Below are 16,598 nucleotides of genomic sequence, written 5' to 3'. Positions count from 1 at the left end.
TCGTGACCGTATCCACGCATGAACCACCCAGTCCCTCCACGAACGATCTGCTCACCCGAGTGCTCTACGGCGACAACTTCCGCCAGGAGCACGGGTTCTGGCGACGGCTGCTCACAACAGAACCGTTTCGCCGGTCCGGTGGGGGCACCCCCGATGAACGGCTCGCCCTCTCCTACCACCGGCTCCGCATCCTCAACAACGCACTGGACAGCGGCGCGAGGCTGGCCGCCGACCCCCGCGCCCTGGCCGCCCTGCACGAATGGCTCGGCCCGGTCGACCCGGCGCTGACCACCGTCGCGGGCATCCACTACAACCTCTTCCTCGGCTCCCTCCTCGACCACGACCCGGGCACGCTCCGCGACCTCTCGGACTTCCTGGAGCTGCGGCGTATCGGAACCTTCCTCTGTACGGAGGTGGCCCACGGCAACGACGCGGCGGCCGTCGAGACGACCGCGACGTACGACCGCGAACGCGACGGCTTCGTCCTGCACACCCCGAACTCCGGGGCCCAGAAGTTCATGCCCAACACCAGCCCCGCAGGCGGTCCCAAGGCCGGTGTGGTCGCCGCCCGGCTCCTCGCCGACGGCACCGACCACGGGGTCTTCCTCTTCCTCGCCCCGCTCACCGACGCCATCAGCGCCCTGCCCGGCGTACGGGTGCGGCGGCTGCCCGCCCGCATGGGCTCCCCGGTCGACCACTGCCTCACCTCCTTCGACCGGTACTTCGTCCCGCGCGAGGCGCTGCTCGCCGGGGAGCAGGGGCGGATCGGCGCGGACGGGCGGTTCACCAGCGAACTGGCCAACCGCAGAAGGCGGTTCCTCCTCTCCATCGGCCGCGTCACCCCCGGCAAGCTCTCCATGAGCGCCTGCGCGGTCGGCTCCGCCCGGGTCACCCTCGCCATCGCCATCCGGTACGCCGGTCACCGGCTGGTCTCCGGATCGCGCGGCTCGCGCCGGGTCCCCGTCTACGCGCACCGCAGCCACCACGGCCCGCTCGCCGGGGCGATGGCCACCGTCTTCGCGATGAGCCTGCTGCACCGCAGGGCGCTGGACCGCTGGGAGTCCGCCCCGGCCGCCGACCGGGCCGAGGCCGAGCGGCTGGTCGCCGTCGCCAAGGGGTGGATCACCTGGCAGGCGCGCGGCGTCATCGTCGAGTGCCGGGAGCGGTGCGGGGCGCAGGGGCTGCTGGAGAACAACGGCATGACCGAGCTGTTCACCGGCATCGAGGGCGCCATCACCGCCGAGGGCGACAACCTCGCCGTCCACGCCAAGGCCGCCGCCGAGATGCTGTTCAGCGTCACCGTCCGGGACGAGGAGGAGACGGAGGGCCCCGGCGACCTGGACGACCCGCGCTTCCTGGGCCGGCTGCTCGCGGCGGTGGAGGACATCTGGTTCGACCGCGCCCGGGAGCGGATCAGCGCCGCCCCGCCCGGCGACCCGCTCGGCCGGTGGAACGCCGCCTCGGGCCCCGCCCTGCGCGGGGTGGAGGCGTACGGCTACCGGCAGGCGAGCGAGGCGTACGAGCAGGCCACCGCCTCACTGCCCGCAGGTCCGGCCCGCGAGCGGCTGACCGAGCTGCACCGGCTCTTCGCCCTCCAGTGGATCGCCCGCAACAGCGGTGACCTGCTGGCCTCCGGACGGCTGACCGCCGAACAGGTGTCCTTGCTCCCCGACTTGGTGGAGCGGCTCATCGCGACCGTGGCCCGCCACGCCCCCGAGCTGGTGAAGGCGTTCGCGCTGCCGGAGCGCCTGATGTCGGACTGGCCGATCGCCGGACCCGGTTACGCGGACGCCTACGACGATCCGGAAGGGTCCTGGCACCGGGACCGCAGGCCGGGAGGGGCGGTGGGGCGCAAGGCGGGCGGAGCCGGGCGCCGTACGGCGGATTTCCGGCGGCCCGCCTGCGGCAGCAAGCGGCGGCGCCCGCTGCGCGAGAAGGTGGCGGCGCTCGGCACCCGCGGTGTGCTGCTGGCGTACTGGGGAACCACGTCGGTGCTCTCCCGGTGGTTCGAGAAGCCGCAGGTGAGCGTAGACGAATCGGTTCGCCCCAAGGCGTAACCGGAGGGGCACCCTCCAGTTATTTCGGCGGTGGGTCCGTGCATATCGCCACCCGCCGTCCAAGAGGCCGCCGATGAGAGGAAACACCGTGACGACCCAGACCATCCACCCGAAGATCACCGAGGTGCTGACCGAGACGTTCAAGGTGCCCGCAGCCGAAATCCTGCCGGAGTCCACGATGGACAGCCTGGAGATGGACTCCCTGGCGGTCGCCGAGTTCGCCGTCATCATCAAGGAGACCCTGGGAGTCGCCGCCGACTCCGAGAAGCTCTACAAGGACGCCACGCTGGCCGACATCTCCGCGTTCATCGACGCGGCCGTCGGCGGCGAGGCGGCAGGCAGTGCGGTGCCGGTGAGCAACACCCGATGAACCGACCCGCCATCGCCGTCACCGGCCTGGGGATGATCACCCCGGCCGGCCACACCACCGACACCACCTGGGACGGGGTCTGCCGCGGGGAGTCCTTCGCGCGCACCGTCCCCGAACTGCACGGCTGCGCCGTCGACTTCGCCTGTACGGTCTCCGGCATCGACCTGGACGACGCAGTCGGCGGCCGGACCGCCTTCCGCATGGGCCGGTACGTCAAGTTCGCCGTCCTCGCCGCACGGGAGGCGGTGGCCGACGCCGGACTCGACCCCGCCCACTGGGACGGCGCCCGCGTCGCCGTCGTCGTCGGCACCAGCAGCGGCGGATCCGCCGGACTCACCGAACAGGCCGTCGCCCTGGAGCGGCGCGGCCCCGAGGCCACCTCGCCCTCGGGCATCCTGCTCACCATCCCGAGCATGCCCGCGGCCGAGATCGCCATCCAGATGAAGGCCACGGGCCCCAGCCTGGCCCCCTGTACGGCCTGCTCCTCCGGGGTGACCGCCCTCTCCGTGGCCCGCGACATGCTGGCGCTCGGACAGTGCGACATCGCGATCGCCGGAGCCACCGAGTCGATCGTCTTCCCGGTCGCCATGACCGGCTTCGCCCGCTCCGGCGCGGCGGCCCCGCGGGACGGGGACCCCGCCCGCCTCTGCCGCCCCTTCGCCGCCGACCGGGCCGGACTCGTCATGGGCGAAGGCGCCGCGATCATGGTCCTGGAGCGGGCCGAGGACGCCCGGGCCAGAGGAGCGGCCCCCCGGGCGCTGCTCGCCGGTACGGGCGCCACGACCGACGCCCACCACCCGACCTCCCCGCACCCCTCCGGGGCGGTCGCCGAGGCCGCCGTCGACGCGGCGCTGGCCGACGCGGGGTGGCGCTCCGAGGACGTCGACCACGTCAACGCGCACGGGACCTCGACCCCGCTGAACGACGCGACGGAAGCCGCCCTCATCGGCCGGGCCTACCCGCACCGGCCGCCCGTCACCGCCCCCAAGGGCGTACTGGGCCACTGCATGGGCGCGGCCGGGGCCATCGAGGCGGGGCTGACCGTCCTGACGCTCCAGCACGGCGTCGTCCCGCCGATCGCCAACCTGGACGCCCCCGACCCCGGGTTCGCCATCGACTGCGTCACCAAGACCCCCCGTGAGCTGCCCGTACGACGGGCCGTCAGCCACTCCTTCGGCTTCGGCGGACAGAACGCGGTGATCGCGCTCCAGGCTCCGTAAGGCGCTCCGCCGGCCTCACGGCAGCCGGCCGGGCCGGTGCGGCGGGACGATCCCGCGCCGCACCGGCCCCCCGGGGAGCGGCCCGTACACCGGCTCTGAGCTGCACGAAGACCCGTGATAGCTTGCCGGGGCCAGTCGAACCCCGGCGACGGGGTCAGGGAATCCGGTGCGAGACCGGAACTGACGCGCAGCGGTGAGGGGGACGGACGGGGCCACGGCCACTGGAGCGCACACGTGCTCCGGGAAGGCGTCCCGCCCGGACGAACCCGAGTCCGAAGACCTGCTGGCACCCGCGCCCCGCACCGGGGCACGGGAACCGTACGACGGGCTCCGCGGCTGGGCCCAGAGACACCGAGGTCCTCCGTGCTGTCCAAGGCCACCCCCGCCCCGATACGCACCGCCGCCCTGTTCGCGGCCGGCGTCGTCCTGCTCACCGCCTGCGGCGGCGGCACCACCGCCTCCTCCGCCGAGGGCGGCGACAAGGCCGACGGCTTCCCGCTCACCCTGAAGAACTGCGGGCGCACCGTCACCGTGAAGGCGCCGCCCCAGCGGGCCGTCTCGGTCGACCAGGGATCGACGGAGATCCTCCTCTCGCTCGGCCTCGCCGACCGGCTCGCGGCCACCGCGACCTGGAGCGACCCGGTGATGAAGGGCCTGGAGAAGGCCAACGAGGGCGTGGAGCGCATATCGGAGAACCGGCCCTCCTCCGAGAAGGTCCTCGACAAGGAGCCCGACTTCCTCTCCGCCTCCTTCGCCTCCACCCTCGCCAAGGGTGGCGTCGCCCCCCGCGAACAGTTCGAGAAGCTGGGCGTCCCCACCTACATCTCGCCCGCCGACTGCGTCGGCAAGGACAACAGCGGCGGCGGTGACGGAGCCCGCACCGCACCCCTCACCATGGACAGCGTCTACACCGAAGTCCGTGAGCTCTCCCAGGTGTTCGGCGTCCCCGAGCGCGGCGACGCCCTGGTGAAGAAGCTCCGGGCGCGGGTGGCGAAGGCCACCGCCGGCATCGACGGATCGAACGCATCGCTCCTCTACTGGTTCTCCGACTCCAAGGCCCCCTACCTCGCGGGCTGCTGCGGCGCCCCCGGTGTCATCACCCGGGAGCTCGGCGCGAAGAACGTCTTCGACGACACCCACGACGAATGGCCCCAGATCAGCTGGGAGACCGTCGCCGACCGGAACCCCGACGTCCTGGTCATCGGCGACCTGAGCCGTACCATGCAGACCGCCGAGAGCGCCGAGAAGAAGATCGAGTTCCTGGAGTCCAACCCGGTCACCAGGACGATGGACGCCGTGAAGAACCGCCGGTACGTGCTGCTCAGCGGCCAGGCGATGAACCCCACCATCCGGACGGTCGAGGGACTGGAGCGCGTCGCCGCGGGGCTGCGCGACTTCGGGCTCGCGGGGTGAGCGGCGGGAACCCGACGGTGAAGGAGTCCGTGGCCCTGAAGGAGACCGCGGACCGGAAGACATCGGCCGCGCCGGGCCCGGTCCGGGGCAGCGGCCCGCTCGTGGCCCTGCTCTGGGCCGGCGGACTCGCGCTCCTGCTGCTCTCCGTCGCCGTCGCCGTCACGATCGGGCCCGCCCGGATCTCCGTCCCCGACGTCTGGTCCGCCGTCGCCTCCCACCTGGGCTTCGGCGCCTCGGAGCTGAGCCCGATCCGGGACGGCATCATCTGGAACCTGCGCATGCCCCGCACCCTGCTCGCCGCCGTGTGCGGCGCCGGGCTCGCGGTGTGCGGCACGGTGATGCAGTCCCTGCTGCGCAACCCGCTCGCCGACCCCTTCGTCCTCGGCGTCTCCTCCGGAGCCTCCACCGGGGCGGTCGTGGTGGTCGTCCTCGGCGTCGGCGGGGGAGCGGTGTCCCTGTCCGCCGGGGCCTTCGTCGGGGCCATCTGCTCGTTCGCCCTGGTGCTGCTGCTCAGCCACACCCTCGGCTCCACCACCGACCGGGTGGTGCTCTCCGGGGTCGCCGCGATGCAGCTCTTCTCCGCGCTGACCTCGTTCGTGGTGATGACCTCCGCCGACGCCGAGCAGACCCGCGGCGTGCTCTTCTGGCTGCTGGGCTCGCTCAGCGGGGTCGGCTGGAGCGAGGTCGCCCTCTGCACCGCCGTCCTCGCCGTCTGCCTGGTCATCTGCCTGGCCCACGCCCGTACCCTCGACGCCTTCGCCTTCGGGCAGGACGCGGCGGCCGCGCTCGGCGTGAACGTCGCCCGCACCCGGATCGTGCTGCTGTGCACCACCGCCCTGCTGACCGCCGCCCTCGTCAGCTCGGCGGGGGCCATCGGCTTCGTCGGCCTGGTGCTCCCGCACGCCGCCCGCGCCCTCACCGGCTCCGGGCACCGGCGCCTGCTGCCGGTCACCGCGCTCGCCGGGGCGATCTTCCTCGTCTGGGTCGACACGCTCGCCCGCACGGTCCTCGACCCGCAGGAGGTGCCCGTCGGCGTCGTCACCGCGCTGATCGGCGTCCCCGCGTTCGTCGCCGTCCTGTACCGCACCCGGAGCACGCCATGAGCCTCATCGAGAACGGCGGCCTGCGCGCCGAGCGGGTCGGCCGGGCGGCCGGTGGCCGGCTCATCCTCGACGGGGTCGACATCGCCCCGCCGCCCGGCGCCACCGTCGGCCTGCTCGGCCCCAACGGCTCCGGCAAGTCCACCCTGCTGCGGATCCTCGCGGGCCTACTCGCCCCGGACACCGGCACCGTCACCCTGGACGGCGACCCCCTCGCCGCCCTCGGCCGCCGCACCGTCGCCCGCCGGATCGCCGTGGTCGACCAGCACGCCGTCACCCAGGTCGACCTCAGCGTCCTCGACGTCGTACGCCTCGGCCGCATCCCGCACCGCCGCGCCTGGTCCGCCCCGGACCGTCGCGACGAGGAAGCGGTCGCCGACGCCCTGCGGCGCACCGGGCTCACCGACCGGGCCGCACAGCCCTGGCACACCCTCTCCGGCGGCGAACGCCAGCGCGTCCAGATCGCCCGGGCGCTGGCTCAGCAGCCCCGCGAACTCCTCCTGGACGAGCCGACGAACCACCTGGACATCCAGCACCAGCTGGACCTGCTCGCCCTGGTCGCCGAACTGCCCCTCACCAGCGTCATCGCCCTGCACGACCTCAACCTCGCGGCGATGTTCTGCGACCGGATCACCGTGATGAAGGCGGGCCGGGTGGTCGCGGGCGGCACCCCGGCCGAGGTCATCACCGAGGAGCTGATCGAGGACGTGTACGGGGTCCGCGCGGTCGTCACCCCGGAGGGGCCGGACGGACGTCCCTCCGTACGGTTCCTGCCGCGCCGCTGACCCGAAGGGACACGGCCCCCGGACAGCCCTCCGGGCGGACCCGTTCGCACGGGCCCGCCCGGAGGCCGAGGACATGGGAGCGGCCTTCCGGCCGCCGAAGGGGATGCGCCGTCAGCGGCGGCGTCCCTGGCCGAACTCGCCACCGGTGTCCTTGCCGGTGTCCATGTCCTTGCCGTCGCCGTAGTCGATCTTCTCCTTGCGGACCTCGGCGGAGACTTCCTTCTGCTCGGTGACCTTGTTGGTCTCCAGGCGGACCCGCTCCACCGGGACGGCCTCCTTGCGGACCGTGGCGCGCTCCGCGTGCAGCGTGACCTCCACGTCCTGCTCGCCGAAGTCCGTCGTCCCGGTCACCTTCTCACCGGGCCGCAGCGGCTCGCGGACCACCCGCACCTCCTCGTGGGAGACGGGCACGGACCGGGTGACCTCCTCGGTCACCACGTACTTGTGCAGCCTCGCCCGGCCGCTCTCGTACTCCTCCGTACCGACGTGCAGCTGCTCCTCGGAGCGGATCATCTCCTCCTTGCCGCTCATGTCGGCGGCCCGGGTCCCCGCTCCCGCGCCCGCCAGCGGGCGGGACGTGGCGGAGGCGTCGGTGTCGCGGTGCTTGCCGGTGCCGGCCGTGCCCGCGGCTCCGGCGCTGGTGGTCCTGCCGGTCGCCTGGGCGTTCGGCGGCGTGCCCGTGCCACGGGCCGCGCCCGCCGCACCCGCACCGGCCGCGCCCATGGCGCCGGTCCCGGCGACGGTCCGGGCGTCGCCGCCCGTGCCGGCGGCCTTGCCGGTGTCACCGAGGTTGCCGGACTTCCTGGTCAGGCCGTAGTGCCGGTAGAGCTCCTCCTCCTCGGCGACGGACAGATGCGCGTCCGCGTCCACGCGAGGCGCTTCCTTGACCGTGTCCTTGGAGTGCGAGACATGCAGGTCGGAGCCCACTCGACGGGCTCCGGCGAGCGGTACGAAGCTCTCCTTCATGCCGAACAGGCCGGTCTTGACCGTGACCCAGTCGGGCTTGCCGGTGTCGTCGTCGACGTACACCCGGCCCACGCTGCCGACCTTCTCGCCTTCGTTGTCGTACACGGTCAGACCGTCGAGCTCTCCGGAATCCGTGAAACCGTCAGCGGCTCCCATAACCGAACCCTCCTCGCTGGGCGCGCCCTGTGGGTGGCTCCACCAGATGTAGGCACGTCCGGCTTCCATCGCGCCCCACCCGGTTGGACGCTGCAACCGCCCGGCCACCCGTCCGACGGGGCCCTGGAGGCCCGACGGTCCCTGCTGGCCCCGTACGAGCGCTCTCGGCGGCCCCCGGACCAGTTAGGCCAATCGGGTGAGCGGGGGTGGGGGCCGCATATGATCGCCGGAGCACGGCAGCCCCGGGAGGACGGGCCACCGCCGGTCCCGCCGAGCCACCAGGGGTGCGCCATCGATTCCGTACGCGTCCACCTGCCCGCCCGGCGCGGCGAACTCCGCGACCGGCACGAGGACGGCCACCACCTCCACCACCTCGTGTGGCGGCTGGGCCCCGGCGTGCAGGTGTGCAGCAGCGCGGTGCTCGGCGGCGGCATCGGCCCCCGCGCCTGGATCCTCAACGCCCAGGTCCCCGGCGGGTACCCGCGCCTCGACCCGGACCGCCACCTCGCCGAGATCGCCGCCGCCGAGGGGCTCACCGGCCCGGGCGCCGGGCTGATGACCGCCGCCGACGTCGCCGCGTACACGACCGGCCACGACGGCGGAGTCACCGCGACCGTCACGACGGGCCTCGGCGTGCGGGGCTGGGCGGCCGCTCCTGACGCGTCCGCGCGCCGAACGGCCGCCCCCGGCCCCGCCGTCCGCGCCCCGCACCGGCCGGGGACGGTCAACATCGTCGTCACGCTCCCCGCCGCACTCTCCGACGCCGCCCTGGTCAACGCCGTCGCCACCGCCACCGAGGCCAAGGTGCAGGCCCTCCTGGACGCCGGACTCGACTGCTCGGGCACCCCCACGGACGCCGTGTGCGTCGCCGCCCCCGAACCGGGGCCCGACGGCGGCGAACCCTTCGCCGGACCCCGCTCCCCCTGGGGCGCACGCATCGCCCGGGCCGTGCACACCGCCGTACTGGCGGGAGCCCGTCTCAGCTGACGGTCACCGGGTGCCGCACCACCGCGTCGAAGAGATACCCCTGCGTGTTGTGCGCCGTCGTCTTCGGCTGCGTACGCCCCGACCGGTCCATGGCCCGGGCCAGCAGCTCCGTCGCGCCCTTGACCGTCGGCACCCAGTCCACCGACCACCGCACCCAGCTCCCGGCCCGGGGCGCGTCGTGCAGCCGGGCCCGCCGCCAGTGCCGCCCGCCGTCGGTGCTGACCTCCACCGACCGCACCGGCGCCCCGCCCGACCAGGAACGGCCGGTCAGCACCGTACGGCGGTGGGCGGGGAACGAGGCGCCCTGCACCAGCTCGAAGGCGCTCTTCAGGGTCTGCCGGGTCAGCGGGGCGCTGCCCTCCGGCGGGTACCCGGGGCCGAACAGCCGGTAGAGGCCGGTGTTCCACGGGGTGAGCAGCGGCCCGGCGCTCACCTCGATGTCCCCGACCCACTTGAGGTTGGCGATGCCCACCCACGACGGCGCGATCACCCGGACCGGATATCCGTGGTCCGGCGGCAGCGGCTCGCCGTTCATCTCGTACGCGAGCAGGACGTCGTCCAGCGCCTTCGCCACCGGCAGCGGCCGGCGCACCCGCCCCAGGTTCACCCCGTCCGTGACGACCTCCGCGTCCAGCCCGCGCGGCAGCACGTCCACCGCGTGGCGCCCGATCCCGGCCCGGCGCAGCACATCGCCCAGCCGCACTCCGCGCCACCGGGCCGCCCCGATCGCCCCGAGCGTCCACGCCGTACCGCTGACCGCCTGCCCCTGCTGCGAGGCGAAGAAGCTGCGCCCGTTGCCCGCGCACTCCACGAACCCGGTGCGGCTCACCGAGGGCAGCCGCAGGAGATCCGCGTGACCGAACTCCACCGGACCGCCCTTGAGCCCGTCGCCCCAGACCGTCAGCTTCCAGGTGTCCCGGTCGATGTGCGGGGTGGCGGTGTGGTTGCGGACGAAGAACCGGTCGGCGGGGGTGAGCGGCCCGGTGCCCTTGAGCGCGGCGAAGTTCGTCTCCGCGTTGGTGCCGCGCAGCGTGAACAGCTCCGGGGGCAGCGGCTTGACCACACCGGGCAGTCCGTCGGCCGCCCGGGCGGGGGCGGCGACCGAGGCCAGCGGTACGGCCGCCGAGGCGGCCGCGACGAGCTTCAGCAGATCGCGGCGGTCGATCCCGGCGGAGCGCGCCGCCCCGGCGGACCACTGCCGCAGCCGTATCCGGTCGTAGGCGTCCTCGGACGGCGGGGGGAGCGGGCTCATGGAAGCTCCTTGCTGAGGGCGGGGGAGGGGAGGGGGGTGGGCGCCGGCGGGAGCAACTCCCGTACGAACGCGCCCACCTGGCCGGTCTCGATGAGGAAACCGTCATGTCCGTACGGTGAGTTGACGATCCGCAGGCCGTCGGCGCCCGGCAGCAGTGCCGCCAACTCCTCCTGCTGGGACGGCGGATAGAGCCGGTCCGAGTCGACGCCCACGACCAGCGCGGGCAGGTCCGCCCGGCGCAGCGCACGGGCGATGCCGCCCCGGCCCCGGCCGACGTCGTGCCCGTTCATCGCCTCGGTGAGCGCCACATAGCTGCCCGCGTCGAAGCGGCGCACCAACTTGTCCGCGTGGTGGTCGAGATAGGACTCCACCTGGTAGCGCCCGCCGCGCCCCGGCTCCTCGCCCGGCTGCGGCGCGCCGCCGAACCGGGAGCCGAGCTCAGGCTCGCTGCGGTACGTGATGTGGGCGATGCGGCGCGCCTGGCCCAGGCCCCGGTGCGGACCGCCGCCGGGCGGCGCGCCGTGGTAGTCGCCGCCCCGCCACCCAGGGTCGGAGCGGATGGCACCGATCTGCACCGAGCCCCAGGCGATCTGCTCGGCGGAGGCGGCGGCCGGAGCGGCGAGCACCAGCAGCGAACCCGTGCGCTCCGGCCTGCTCACCGCCCACTCCAGGGCCCGCATCCCGCCCATGGACCCGCCGACCACAGCCGCCCACCGGCCGATGCCCAGCGCGTCGGCCAGCGCCGCCTCGGCCGCCACCTGGTCCCGTACCGTCAGATACGGGAACCGGGACCCCCAGGGCGTGCCGTCGGGCCCCGGGGAAGAGGGGCCCGTACTGCCCTGGCAGCCGCCCAGCACGTTCGGGGCGACGACGAACCACCGGTCGGTGTCCAGCGCCCGGCCCGGTCCCACCAGCGCGTCCCACCAGCCGGGGGTGGGGTGGCCGGGACCCGCAGGTCCGGCCACATGGCTGTCGCCCGTCAGCGCGTGCAGGACCAGCACGGCGTTGGAGCCGTCCGCCGCCCGCTGCCCCCAGGTCTCGTACGCCAGGCGGACCCCCGGTAGCCGGACGCCGGACTCCAGGGGCAGCGGGTCCTCGATCGTCACCCAGCGGCGACGACCGGGCGGGTCCCCCTCCCGCCGGCCGCCGGAGGCCGGCGGGAGGGGAAGTGCGGCGGGCGCGGCGCCACGGTTCAGGACGCCGCCTTCGCGGCCCGGAACCCGGCCTCCAGGTCGGCCTTGAGGTCGTCCACGTTCTCCAGGCCGACCGAGAGCCGCACCAGGCCCGGCGTGGCACCGGTGGCGACGAGCTGCTCCTCGGTCAGCTGGCTGTGCGTGGTGGAGGCCGGGTGGATGATCAGGCTCCGTACGTCACCGATGTTGGCGAGGTGGCTGAAGAGTTCGACCGCGTCCACGAACTGCTTGCCCGCCTCGGCCCCGCCCTTCAGCTCGAAGGCCAGCACCGCCCCCGCGCCCCGGGGCAGATAGCGCTGCCCCGCCTCGTACCAGCGGCTGGACGGCAGACCCGCGTAGTGCACGGTCTCCACCTCGTCCCGCTGCTCCAGCCAGCGGGCCAGCTCCAGCGCATTGGAGGTGTGCCGCTCCAGCCGCAGGCTCAGCGTCTCGACCCCCTGGAGCAGCAGGAACGCCGAGTGCGGGGAGAGCGCCGGGCCCAGGTCGCGCAGCAGCTGGACGCGGAGCTTGATGGCGAAGGCGCTCGGGCCCAGGTCCGGCCAGTAGCGCAGCCCGTGGTAGCTCGGGTCGGGCTCGTGGAACTCGGGGAAGCGCTCGGCGTGGGCGCCGAAGTCGAAGGTGCCGCCGTCCACGACGACCCCGCCGATGGTGGTGCCGTGGCCGCCGAGGAACTTGGTCGCGGAGTGGATGACGATGTCCGCGCCGTGCTCGATGGGCCGCAGCAGGAAGGGCGTCGGCACGGTGTTGTCCACGATCAGCGGGACCCCGGCGGCGTGCGCGGTGTCGGCCACCGCCCGGATGTCCAGCACGTCGCCGCGCGGGTTGCCGAGCGTCTCGGCGAAGAACGCCTTCGTGTTGGGCCGGACGGCCGCCTGCCAGGCCTCCAAGTCCTCGGGGTCCTCCACGAACGTCACCTCGATGCCGAACCGGGGCAGCGTGTGGCGGAAGAGGTTGTAGGTGCCGCCGTAGAGCGAGGGCGAGGAGACGATGTGGTCGCCCGACCCGGCCAGCGTCAGCAGGGCGAGGGTCTCGGCCGCCTGCCCGGAGGCGAGCGCCACGGCGGCGACCCCGCCCTCCAGCGCGGCGATGCGCTGCTCGAAGACGTCCTGCGTGGGGTTGTGGATGCGGGTGTAGATGTTGCCGGGCTCGGCCAGCGAGAACACGTCGGCGGCGTGCTGGGTGTCGCGGAAGACGAACGACGACGTCTGGTAGATCGGCACCGCGCGGGCACCCGTCGTCGGGTCCGGGGCCGCCCCGGAGTGGATCTGCTTGGTCTCGAACGACCAGGAGGCGCCGGGTTCCTGGCGGTCCGCGTCCTCGGGGGTGTGGCCTGCGGTGACGGAGTCGAGGGGCTGGCTCATATGGTTCCTCGCACGTGGTTCGGTCGCCGTACGGCGTACGTCCGCCGGTCGGCGGAAGCCCGGGGTGGCGACGGGCTGATTACGGACCGTAGGACGTGCCGGACCGGCCCGGAAGCGTGTCGCCCCCTTGGCCACGAACCTGCAATACGGCGGCAACGCAGAGGCCGGCCCCGGGGTCCGGACCGGCCTCTCGCCTCTTGTACGTCTTGCGCGCCGCCGGGGTTCAGCGGGGCGCGGGAACCTCCACGATGGAGCGCCCCGCCCAGGCGGGCGCCTCCTCCGTCAGCTCGTCCAGCCGCTGCCGCACCGCGTCCGGGAACGGCGTCGTGCGGCCCGCCCGCTGGTCCACGTGCAGGGCCAACAGCTCGCTGGTCGCGATCGGTTCGGCCGCCGGATCCGGTACATCGTCGGGCGCGCCGACCACGTACATCTCGTGGGCGAAGCGCAGCTTCTTCGCGTCCGCGCCCAACAGGCGGGTACAGACGACGAGATGGGCGTCGACGGACACGTCACGGAGATAGCGGAGGTGCGATTCGACGGTGTAGAGCGAGCAGCCGGTGGATTCGCGGTAGCCGGCGTGCAGACCGGTCTCGATCATCATCGAGTCGGTGGCGTACCCGAAGACCAGGACGTAGAACGCCTCGCTCATATGGCCGTTGTAGTCGATCCACTCGGGCCGTACGGTCCTGCGGAAGAGGGGGAGGCCGGTGTCGTCCGAGGCGTTGGTGTTCTCGCTCATCGCATGGCCTCCCCGGCAGCGCCCGGCAGCCGGCCGGTCGCCCGCAGCACCTCGATGACGCCCCGGTCGCGCTCGGCGACCAGATCCGCGATGGTCCGGCCCTCCGCCGCCTCGTCGCAGCCCGCCACCACCGCCTCGTACAGCGCGCGGTCCAGTTCGGGTGCTTCCAGCCGGGTCCAGGGCGACTTCAGCGACGGGCCGAAGTGGTCCAGCATGTGCGCCATGCCGCCCTCGCCGCCCGCCAGCGCGAACGTCAGCATCGGCCCCATCACCGCCCACCGCAGCCCGGGGCCCTCGGTGATCGACGCGTCTATCTCCGCTACGGTCGCCTCGCCGTTGGCCACCATGTGCAGGGCCTCGCGCCACAGGGCCTCCTGGAGCCGGTTGGCGATGAAGCCGGGCACCTCGCGGTCCATGGTGATGACGGACTTGCCCGCCACCTCGTAGAACCGTGACGCCCACTCCACCGCCGCGGGCGCGGTGAGTTCACCACCGACGACCTCCACCAGCGGGATCAGATAGGGCGGGTTGAAGGGGTGGCCGACCACGAGCCGTGCGGAACCTGCGGTCGCCGGCTGCATGTCGGTCATCGGATAGCCGGAGGTCGAGGACGCGACCACCGTACCGGCGGGCGTGGCCGCGTCCAGCCGGGCCAGCAGATCGCGCTTCAGCTCCAGCTTCTCCGGTGCGCTCTCCTGGACGAACTCGGCCCCGGCCACCGCCTCTTCGAGGCTCCCGGCCACGGTCAGCCGGTCCTGCGAGGCTCCTTCGGCGAGACCGAGCTGTTCGAGCGCGGGCCAGGCCGCAGCGACCAGCCGGCGCAGCCGGACCTCGGCGTCGGGCGCCGGGTCCCAGGCCGTGACGTCGTAGCCGCGGGCGAGGAAGTGGGCGGCCCACCCGCCGCCGATCACTCCGGCCCCGACGCACGTGACACGGCCTACGTCCTCCGGGGCGCAGGGAGCGGGGGGAAGAGCAGGGGGAGAAGGCATGGGAGGGGCTCCGGGAACGTCGGGAAGGGGGAGGCGGGCGGTCATGTGCGCGGCCGGAGGCCGAGCTGCTGCCGCGCCTCGTCGGGGGAGGCGACCCGGGAGCCCAGGGCCTCGGTGATCTGTACGGCGCGCTCCACCAGCTGGCCGTTGGTGGCCTTGACGCCCTTGCCCAGATAGAGGTTGTCCTCCAGGCCCACCCGGACGTGCCCGCCGAGCAGGATCGACTGCGCGACCCAGGGCATCTGCATCCGGCCGAGCGCGAAGCTCGCCCAACGGGCTCCCGGGGGCAGCATGTTGACCATCGACTGGAGCACGCCGGGATCGGCGGGCGCGCCCCACGGGATGCCCATGCAGAGCTGGAAGACCGTCGGGTCGTCCAGCAGCCCCTCGGCGAGGAGCTGCTTGGCGAACCACAGCTGGCCGGTGTCGAAGATCTCCAGCTCGGGCCGGACCCCCAGCTCCTGGATGCGCTTCGCGCCGGTGCGCAGCATGTCGGGGGTCGAGACATAGAGGTTGCTGCCGTCGCCGAAGTTCAGCGAACCGCAGTCCAGGGTGCAGATGTCGGGCAGCAGGTCCTCCACGTGCGGCAGCCGCTCCAGACCGCCGACCAGATCGGTTCCCGGCAGCTGCTCGAGCGGGGCCTCCGGGTCGATCACCAGGTCCCCGCCCATCCCGGCGGTCAGATTGATGACGACATCGGTGCCCGTCTCCCGGATCCGCTCCACGACCTCGCGGTAGAGGCGCGGGTCGCGGGAGGGCGCCCCGGTCTCCGGGTCGCGGACGTGGATGTGCACCACGGCGGCCCCGGCCCCGGCGGCCTCCACGGCGGATGCGGCGATCTGCTCGGGTGTCACGGGGACATGGGGACTTCTGCCGACGGTGTCACCGGCTCCGGTGAGGGCGCAGGTGATGATGACGTCCTGGTTCACGGGCATGCGGGGGTGTCTCCTCGGGGTGGGGGGAGTGGGGTACGCGATGGGCCTTGCAGCAGCGCTGACGTAACGGCGTATGGGGTACGGCGCAGAGGTACGGCCTCCGCGCCGGTCGGCGGGCCGCCCGGCGCACGGTCAGGCAGTCGGTGCGGTCAGGCAGGTGTCGACGTGGGCGATCAGGGCGTCGTGCATGGCCTGGGCGCCGGTGCCCGTGCCGGGTCTCCCGGGTGCGGTGGCCAGGACCTGGGAGGCCAGTCCGTCGATCAGCGCGGTGAGGGTGAGGGCCGCGCTCTCCGGGTCGACAGGACGGAAGACGCCCTGGTCGATCCCGCGCCGGATCACCTCGGACACGGTCGCCCGCCACTGGCGGTAATACTCGCGGTGGAGCTGCCCGACGGTGGTGGAACGGGCCGCCTCGGCCCAGAGGTCCAGCCAGACGCACCACTGGCGGCGCTGCTGCTCGGTGCGGGGCGTCTGGAGTTCGAGCAGGAGGCGCAGCTCGTCACCCGCGTGCTCGGTTCCGGCGGTGGCCGCCGCCCGGCGACGGGTGTCCTCGTCCATGCACCAGCGCACCGCCGCTTCGAGCAGTTCGTCGCGGCCGGGAAAGTGGTAATGGATCGCGGCGGTGCTCGTACGGCAGGCCGTGGCGATGTCCGAGACCCGGACGGCGTGGAACCCGCGCTCGGCGATGAGACGGACGGTCTCCCGCACGATCTGGAGGGGTCTGCCGCCCTCGGGCGCAGGCGCGGGAGGGAGCGGGGGTGCCGGGGCGCCCGGCGGTGAGTTCTCGGCGGCCGAGCCCAGCAGCCAGCCGGCGTCCACGCCGCCGATGTCGGCGATCCGGGCCAGCTCCGCGGCGGTGAAACGACGGGAGCCGTTCAGGGAACGGGACAGCTTCGACGGATCGATGACGATCCGCCGGGCGAACTCGCGTGCGCTGACTCCCGCCGCGTCGATCACCTGACGGACCCGCGCGGCCACCTCGTACTGCTGCATGGTCGGCAACCGTAACGATGTGTTGAGCAAATCTCAACACAGGTGAGAGAAGTTGCCCTGCAACAAGCGCATTGAGAACCTG

15 protein-coding genes and 1 riboswitch are annotated in these 16,598 nt (G+C 73.4%); of the genes, 7 read left to right on the top strand and 8 right to left on the bottom strand.

What is annotated here, in order from left to right:
• Positions 1-2 precede the first annotated feature (2 nt).
• The 6 genes from GTY67_RS01360 (at position 3) to GTY67_RS01335 (ending at position 6,945) form a co-directional block, all read left to right on the top strand.
• Complete coding sequence (locus GTY67_RS01360) at positions 3-2,057, top strand: acyl-CoA dehydrogenase (protein ID WP_161277494.1); 2,055 nt, start codon at positions 3-5, stop codon at positions 2,055-2,057.
• Positions 2,058-2,145: 88 nt separating this feature from the next.
• A complete protein-coding gene (locus GTY67_RS01355) occupies positions 2,146-2,427 on the top strand; it encodes an acyl carrier protein (RefSeq protein WP_256063377.1) in 282 nt (93 codons plus the stop codon).
• Positions 2,424-3,647: a beta-ketoacyl-[acyl-carrier-protein] synthase family protein gene (locus GTY67_RS01350; protein WP_161277493.1), complete on the top strand. Its 1,224-nt coding sequence runs from the start codon at positions 2,424-2,426 to the stop codon at positions 3,645-3,647. The genes GTY67_RS01355 and GTY67_RS01350 overlap by 4 nt, the downstream gene beginning before the upstream one ends.
• A gap of 115 nt (positions 3,648-3,762) precedes the next feature.
• Positions 3,763-3,950: riboswitch (cobalamin riboswitch) on the top strand.
• Positions 3,951-4,010: 60 nt separating this feature from the next.
• The gene (locus GTY67_RS01345; RefSeq protein WP_161277492.1) at positions 4,011-5,060 is read left to right on the top strand and encodes an ABC transporter substrate-binding protein; all 1,050 of its coding nucleotides are present in this window, start codon (positions 4,011-4,013) and stop codon (positions 5,058-5,060) included.
• 101 nt (positions 5,061-5,161) lie between these two features.
• The gene (locus tag GTY67_RS01340; RefSeq protein ID WP_343238738.1) at positions 5,162-6,163 is read left to right on the top strand and encodes an iron chelate uptake ABC transporter family permease subunit; all 1,002 of its coding nucleotides are present in this window, start codon (positions 5,162-5,164) and stop codon (positions 6,161-6,163) included.
• A complete protein-coding gene (locus GTY67_RS01335) occupies positions 6,160-6,945 on the top strand; it encodes an ABC transporter ATP-binding protein (protein ID WP_161277491.1) in 786 nt (261 codons plus the stop codon). The genes GTY67_RS01340 and GTY67_RS01335 overlap by 4 nt, the downstream gene beginning before the upstream one ends.
• A gap of 111 nt (positions 6,946-7,056) precedes the next feature.
• Here GTY67_RS01335 and GTY67_RS01330 read toward each other — a convergent pair whose 3' ends face one another.
• The gene (locus GTY67_RS01330; RefSeq protein ID WP_161277490.1) at positions 7,057-8,067 is read right to left on the bottom strand and encodes a PRC and DUF2382 domain-containing protein; all 1,011 of its coding nucleotides are present in this window, start codon (positions 8,065-8,067) and stop codon (positions 7,057-7,059) included.
• Positions 8,068-8,286: 219 nt separating this feature from the next.
• Here GTY67_RS01330 and GTY67_RS01325 point away from each other — a divergent pair, with 219 nt between their 5' ends.
• Entirely contained in the window at positions 8,287-9,054 is a 768-nt protein-coding gene (locus GTY67_RS01325; RefSeq protein WP_161277489.1) for an adenosylcobinamide amidohydrolase, read from the top strand.
• Here the strand turns inward: GTY67_RS01325 and GTY67_RS01320 are convergent.
• The 7 genes from GTY67_RS01320 to GTY67_RS01290 form a co-directional block, all read right to left on the bottom strand.
• Positions 9,047-10,306, bottom strand: a complete 1,260-nt coding sequence (locus GTY67_RS01320; RefSeq protein WP_161277488.1) for a sulfite oxidase — start codon at positions 10,304-10,306, stop codon at positions 9,047-9,049. The two genes, GTY67_RS01325 and GTY67_RS01320, sit on opposite strands and share 8 nt — an antisense overlap.
• A complete protein-coding gene (locus GTY67_RS01315; RefSeq protein ID WP_161279921.1) occupies positions 10,303-11,502 on the bottom strand; it encodes a homoserine O-acetyltransferase in 1,200 nt (399 codons plus the stop codon). Before GTY67_RS01315 ends, GTY67_RS01320 begins: the two co-directional genes overlap by 4 nt.
• A complete protein-coding gene (locus GTY67_RS01310) occupies positions 11,499-12,860 on the bottom strand; it encodes a bifunctional o-acetylhomoserine/o-acetylserine sulfhydrylase (RefSeq protein ID WP_161277487.1) in 1,362 nt (453 codons plus the stop codon). Before GTY67_RS01310 ends, GTY67_RS01315 begins: the two co-directional genes overlap by 4 nt.
• 223 nt (positions 12,861-13,083) lie before the next feature.
• A complete protein-coding gene (locus tag GTY67_RS01305) occupies positions 13,084-13,599 on the bottom strand; it encodes a thioesterase family protein (protein WP_161277486.1) in 516 nt (171 codons plus the stop codon).
• A complete protein-coding gene (locus tag GTY67_RS01300) occupies positions 13,596-14,588 on the bottom strand; it encodes a 3-hydroxyacyl-CoA dehydrogenase NAD-binding domain-containing protein (protein WP_161277485.1) in 993 nt (330 codons plus the stop codon). Before GTY67_RS01300 ends, GTY67_RS01305 begins: the two co-directional genes overlap by 4 nt.
• A 41-nt stretch (positions 14,589-14,629) precedes the next feature.
• Entirely contained in the window at positions 14,630-15,523 is an 894-nt protein-coding gene (locus GTY67_RS01295) for a 3-keto-5-aminohexanoate cleavage protein (RefSeq protein ID WP_176727619.1), read from the bottom strand.
• A gap of 132 nt (positions 15,524-15,655) precedes the next feature.
• Positions 15,656-16,516 carry a TetR/AcrR family transcriptional regulator gene (locus GTY67_RS01290; protein ID WP_161277484.1) on the bottom strand — a complete coding sequence of 287 codons (861 nt, stop codon included), beginning with the start codon at positions 16,514-16,516 and terminating at the stop codon, positions 15,656-15,658.
• Positions 16,517-16,598 lie beyond the last annotated feature (82 nt).

The sequence above is a fragment of the Streptomyces sp. SID8374 genome, assembly GCF_009865135.1.
Lineage (GTDB): Bacteria > Actinomycetota > Actinomycetes > Streptomycetales > Streptomycetaceae > Streptomyces.
This window is presented reverse-complemented; position numbering and strand designations above follow the sequence as displayed.

What these genes read in the sequence shown, in the direction of transcription:
- GTY67_RS01290 (WP_161277484.1), bottom strand. Translation starts at nt 16,516, where the DNA reads ATGCAGCAGTACGAGGTGGCCGCGCGGGTCCGTCAGGTGATCGACGCG.
- GTY67_RS01320 (WP_161277488.1), bottom strand. Translation starts at nt 10,306, where the DNA reads ATGAGCCCGCTCCCCCCGCCGTCCGAGGACGCCTACGACCGGATACGG.
- GTY67_RS01295 (WP_176727619.1), bottom strand. Translation starts at nt 15,523, where the DNA reads ATGCCCGTGAACCAGGACGTCATCATCACCTGCGCCCTCACCGGAGCC.
- GTY67_RS01330 (WP_161277490.1), bottom strand. Translation starts at nt 8,067, where the DNA reads ATGGGAGCCGCTGACGGTTTCACGGATTCCGGAGAGCTCGACGGTCTG.
- GTY67_RS01305 (WP_161277486.1), bottom strand. Translation starts at nt 13,599, where the DNA reads ATGAGCGAGAACACCAACGCCTCGGACGACACCGGCCTCCCCCTCTTC.
- GTY67_RS01310 (WP_161277487.1), bottom strand. Translation starts at nt 12,860, where the DNA reads ATGAGCCAGCCCCTCGACTCCGTCACCGCAGGCCACACCCCCGAGGAC.
- GTY67_RS01300 (WP_161277485.1), bottom strand. Translation starts at nt 14,588, where the DNA reads ATGCCTTCTCCCCCTGCTCTTCCCCCCGCTCCCTGCGCCCCGGAGGAC.
- GTY67_RS01335 (WP_161277491.1), top strand. Translation starts at nt 6,160, where the DNA reads ATGAGCCTCATCGAGAACGGCGGCCTGCGCGCCGAGCGGGTCGGCCGG.
- GTY67_RS01350 (WP_161277493.1), top strand. Translation starts at nt 2,424, where the DNA reads ATGAACCGACCCGCCATCGCCGTCACCGGCCTGGGGATGATCACCCCG.
- GTY67_RS01325 (WP_161277489.1), top strand. Translation starts at nt 8,287, where the DNA reads ATGATCGCCGGAGCACGGCAGCCCCGGGAGGACGGGCCACCGCCGGTC.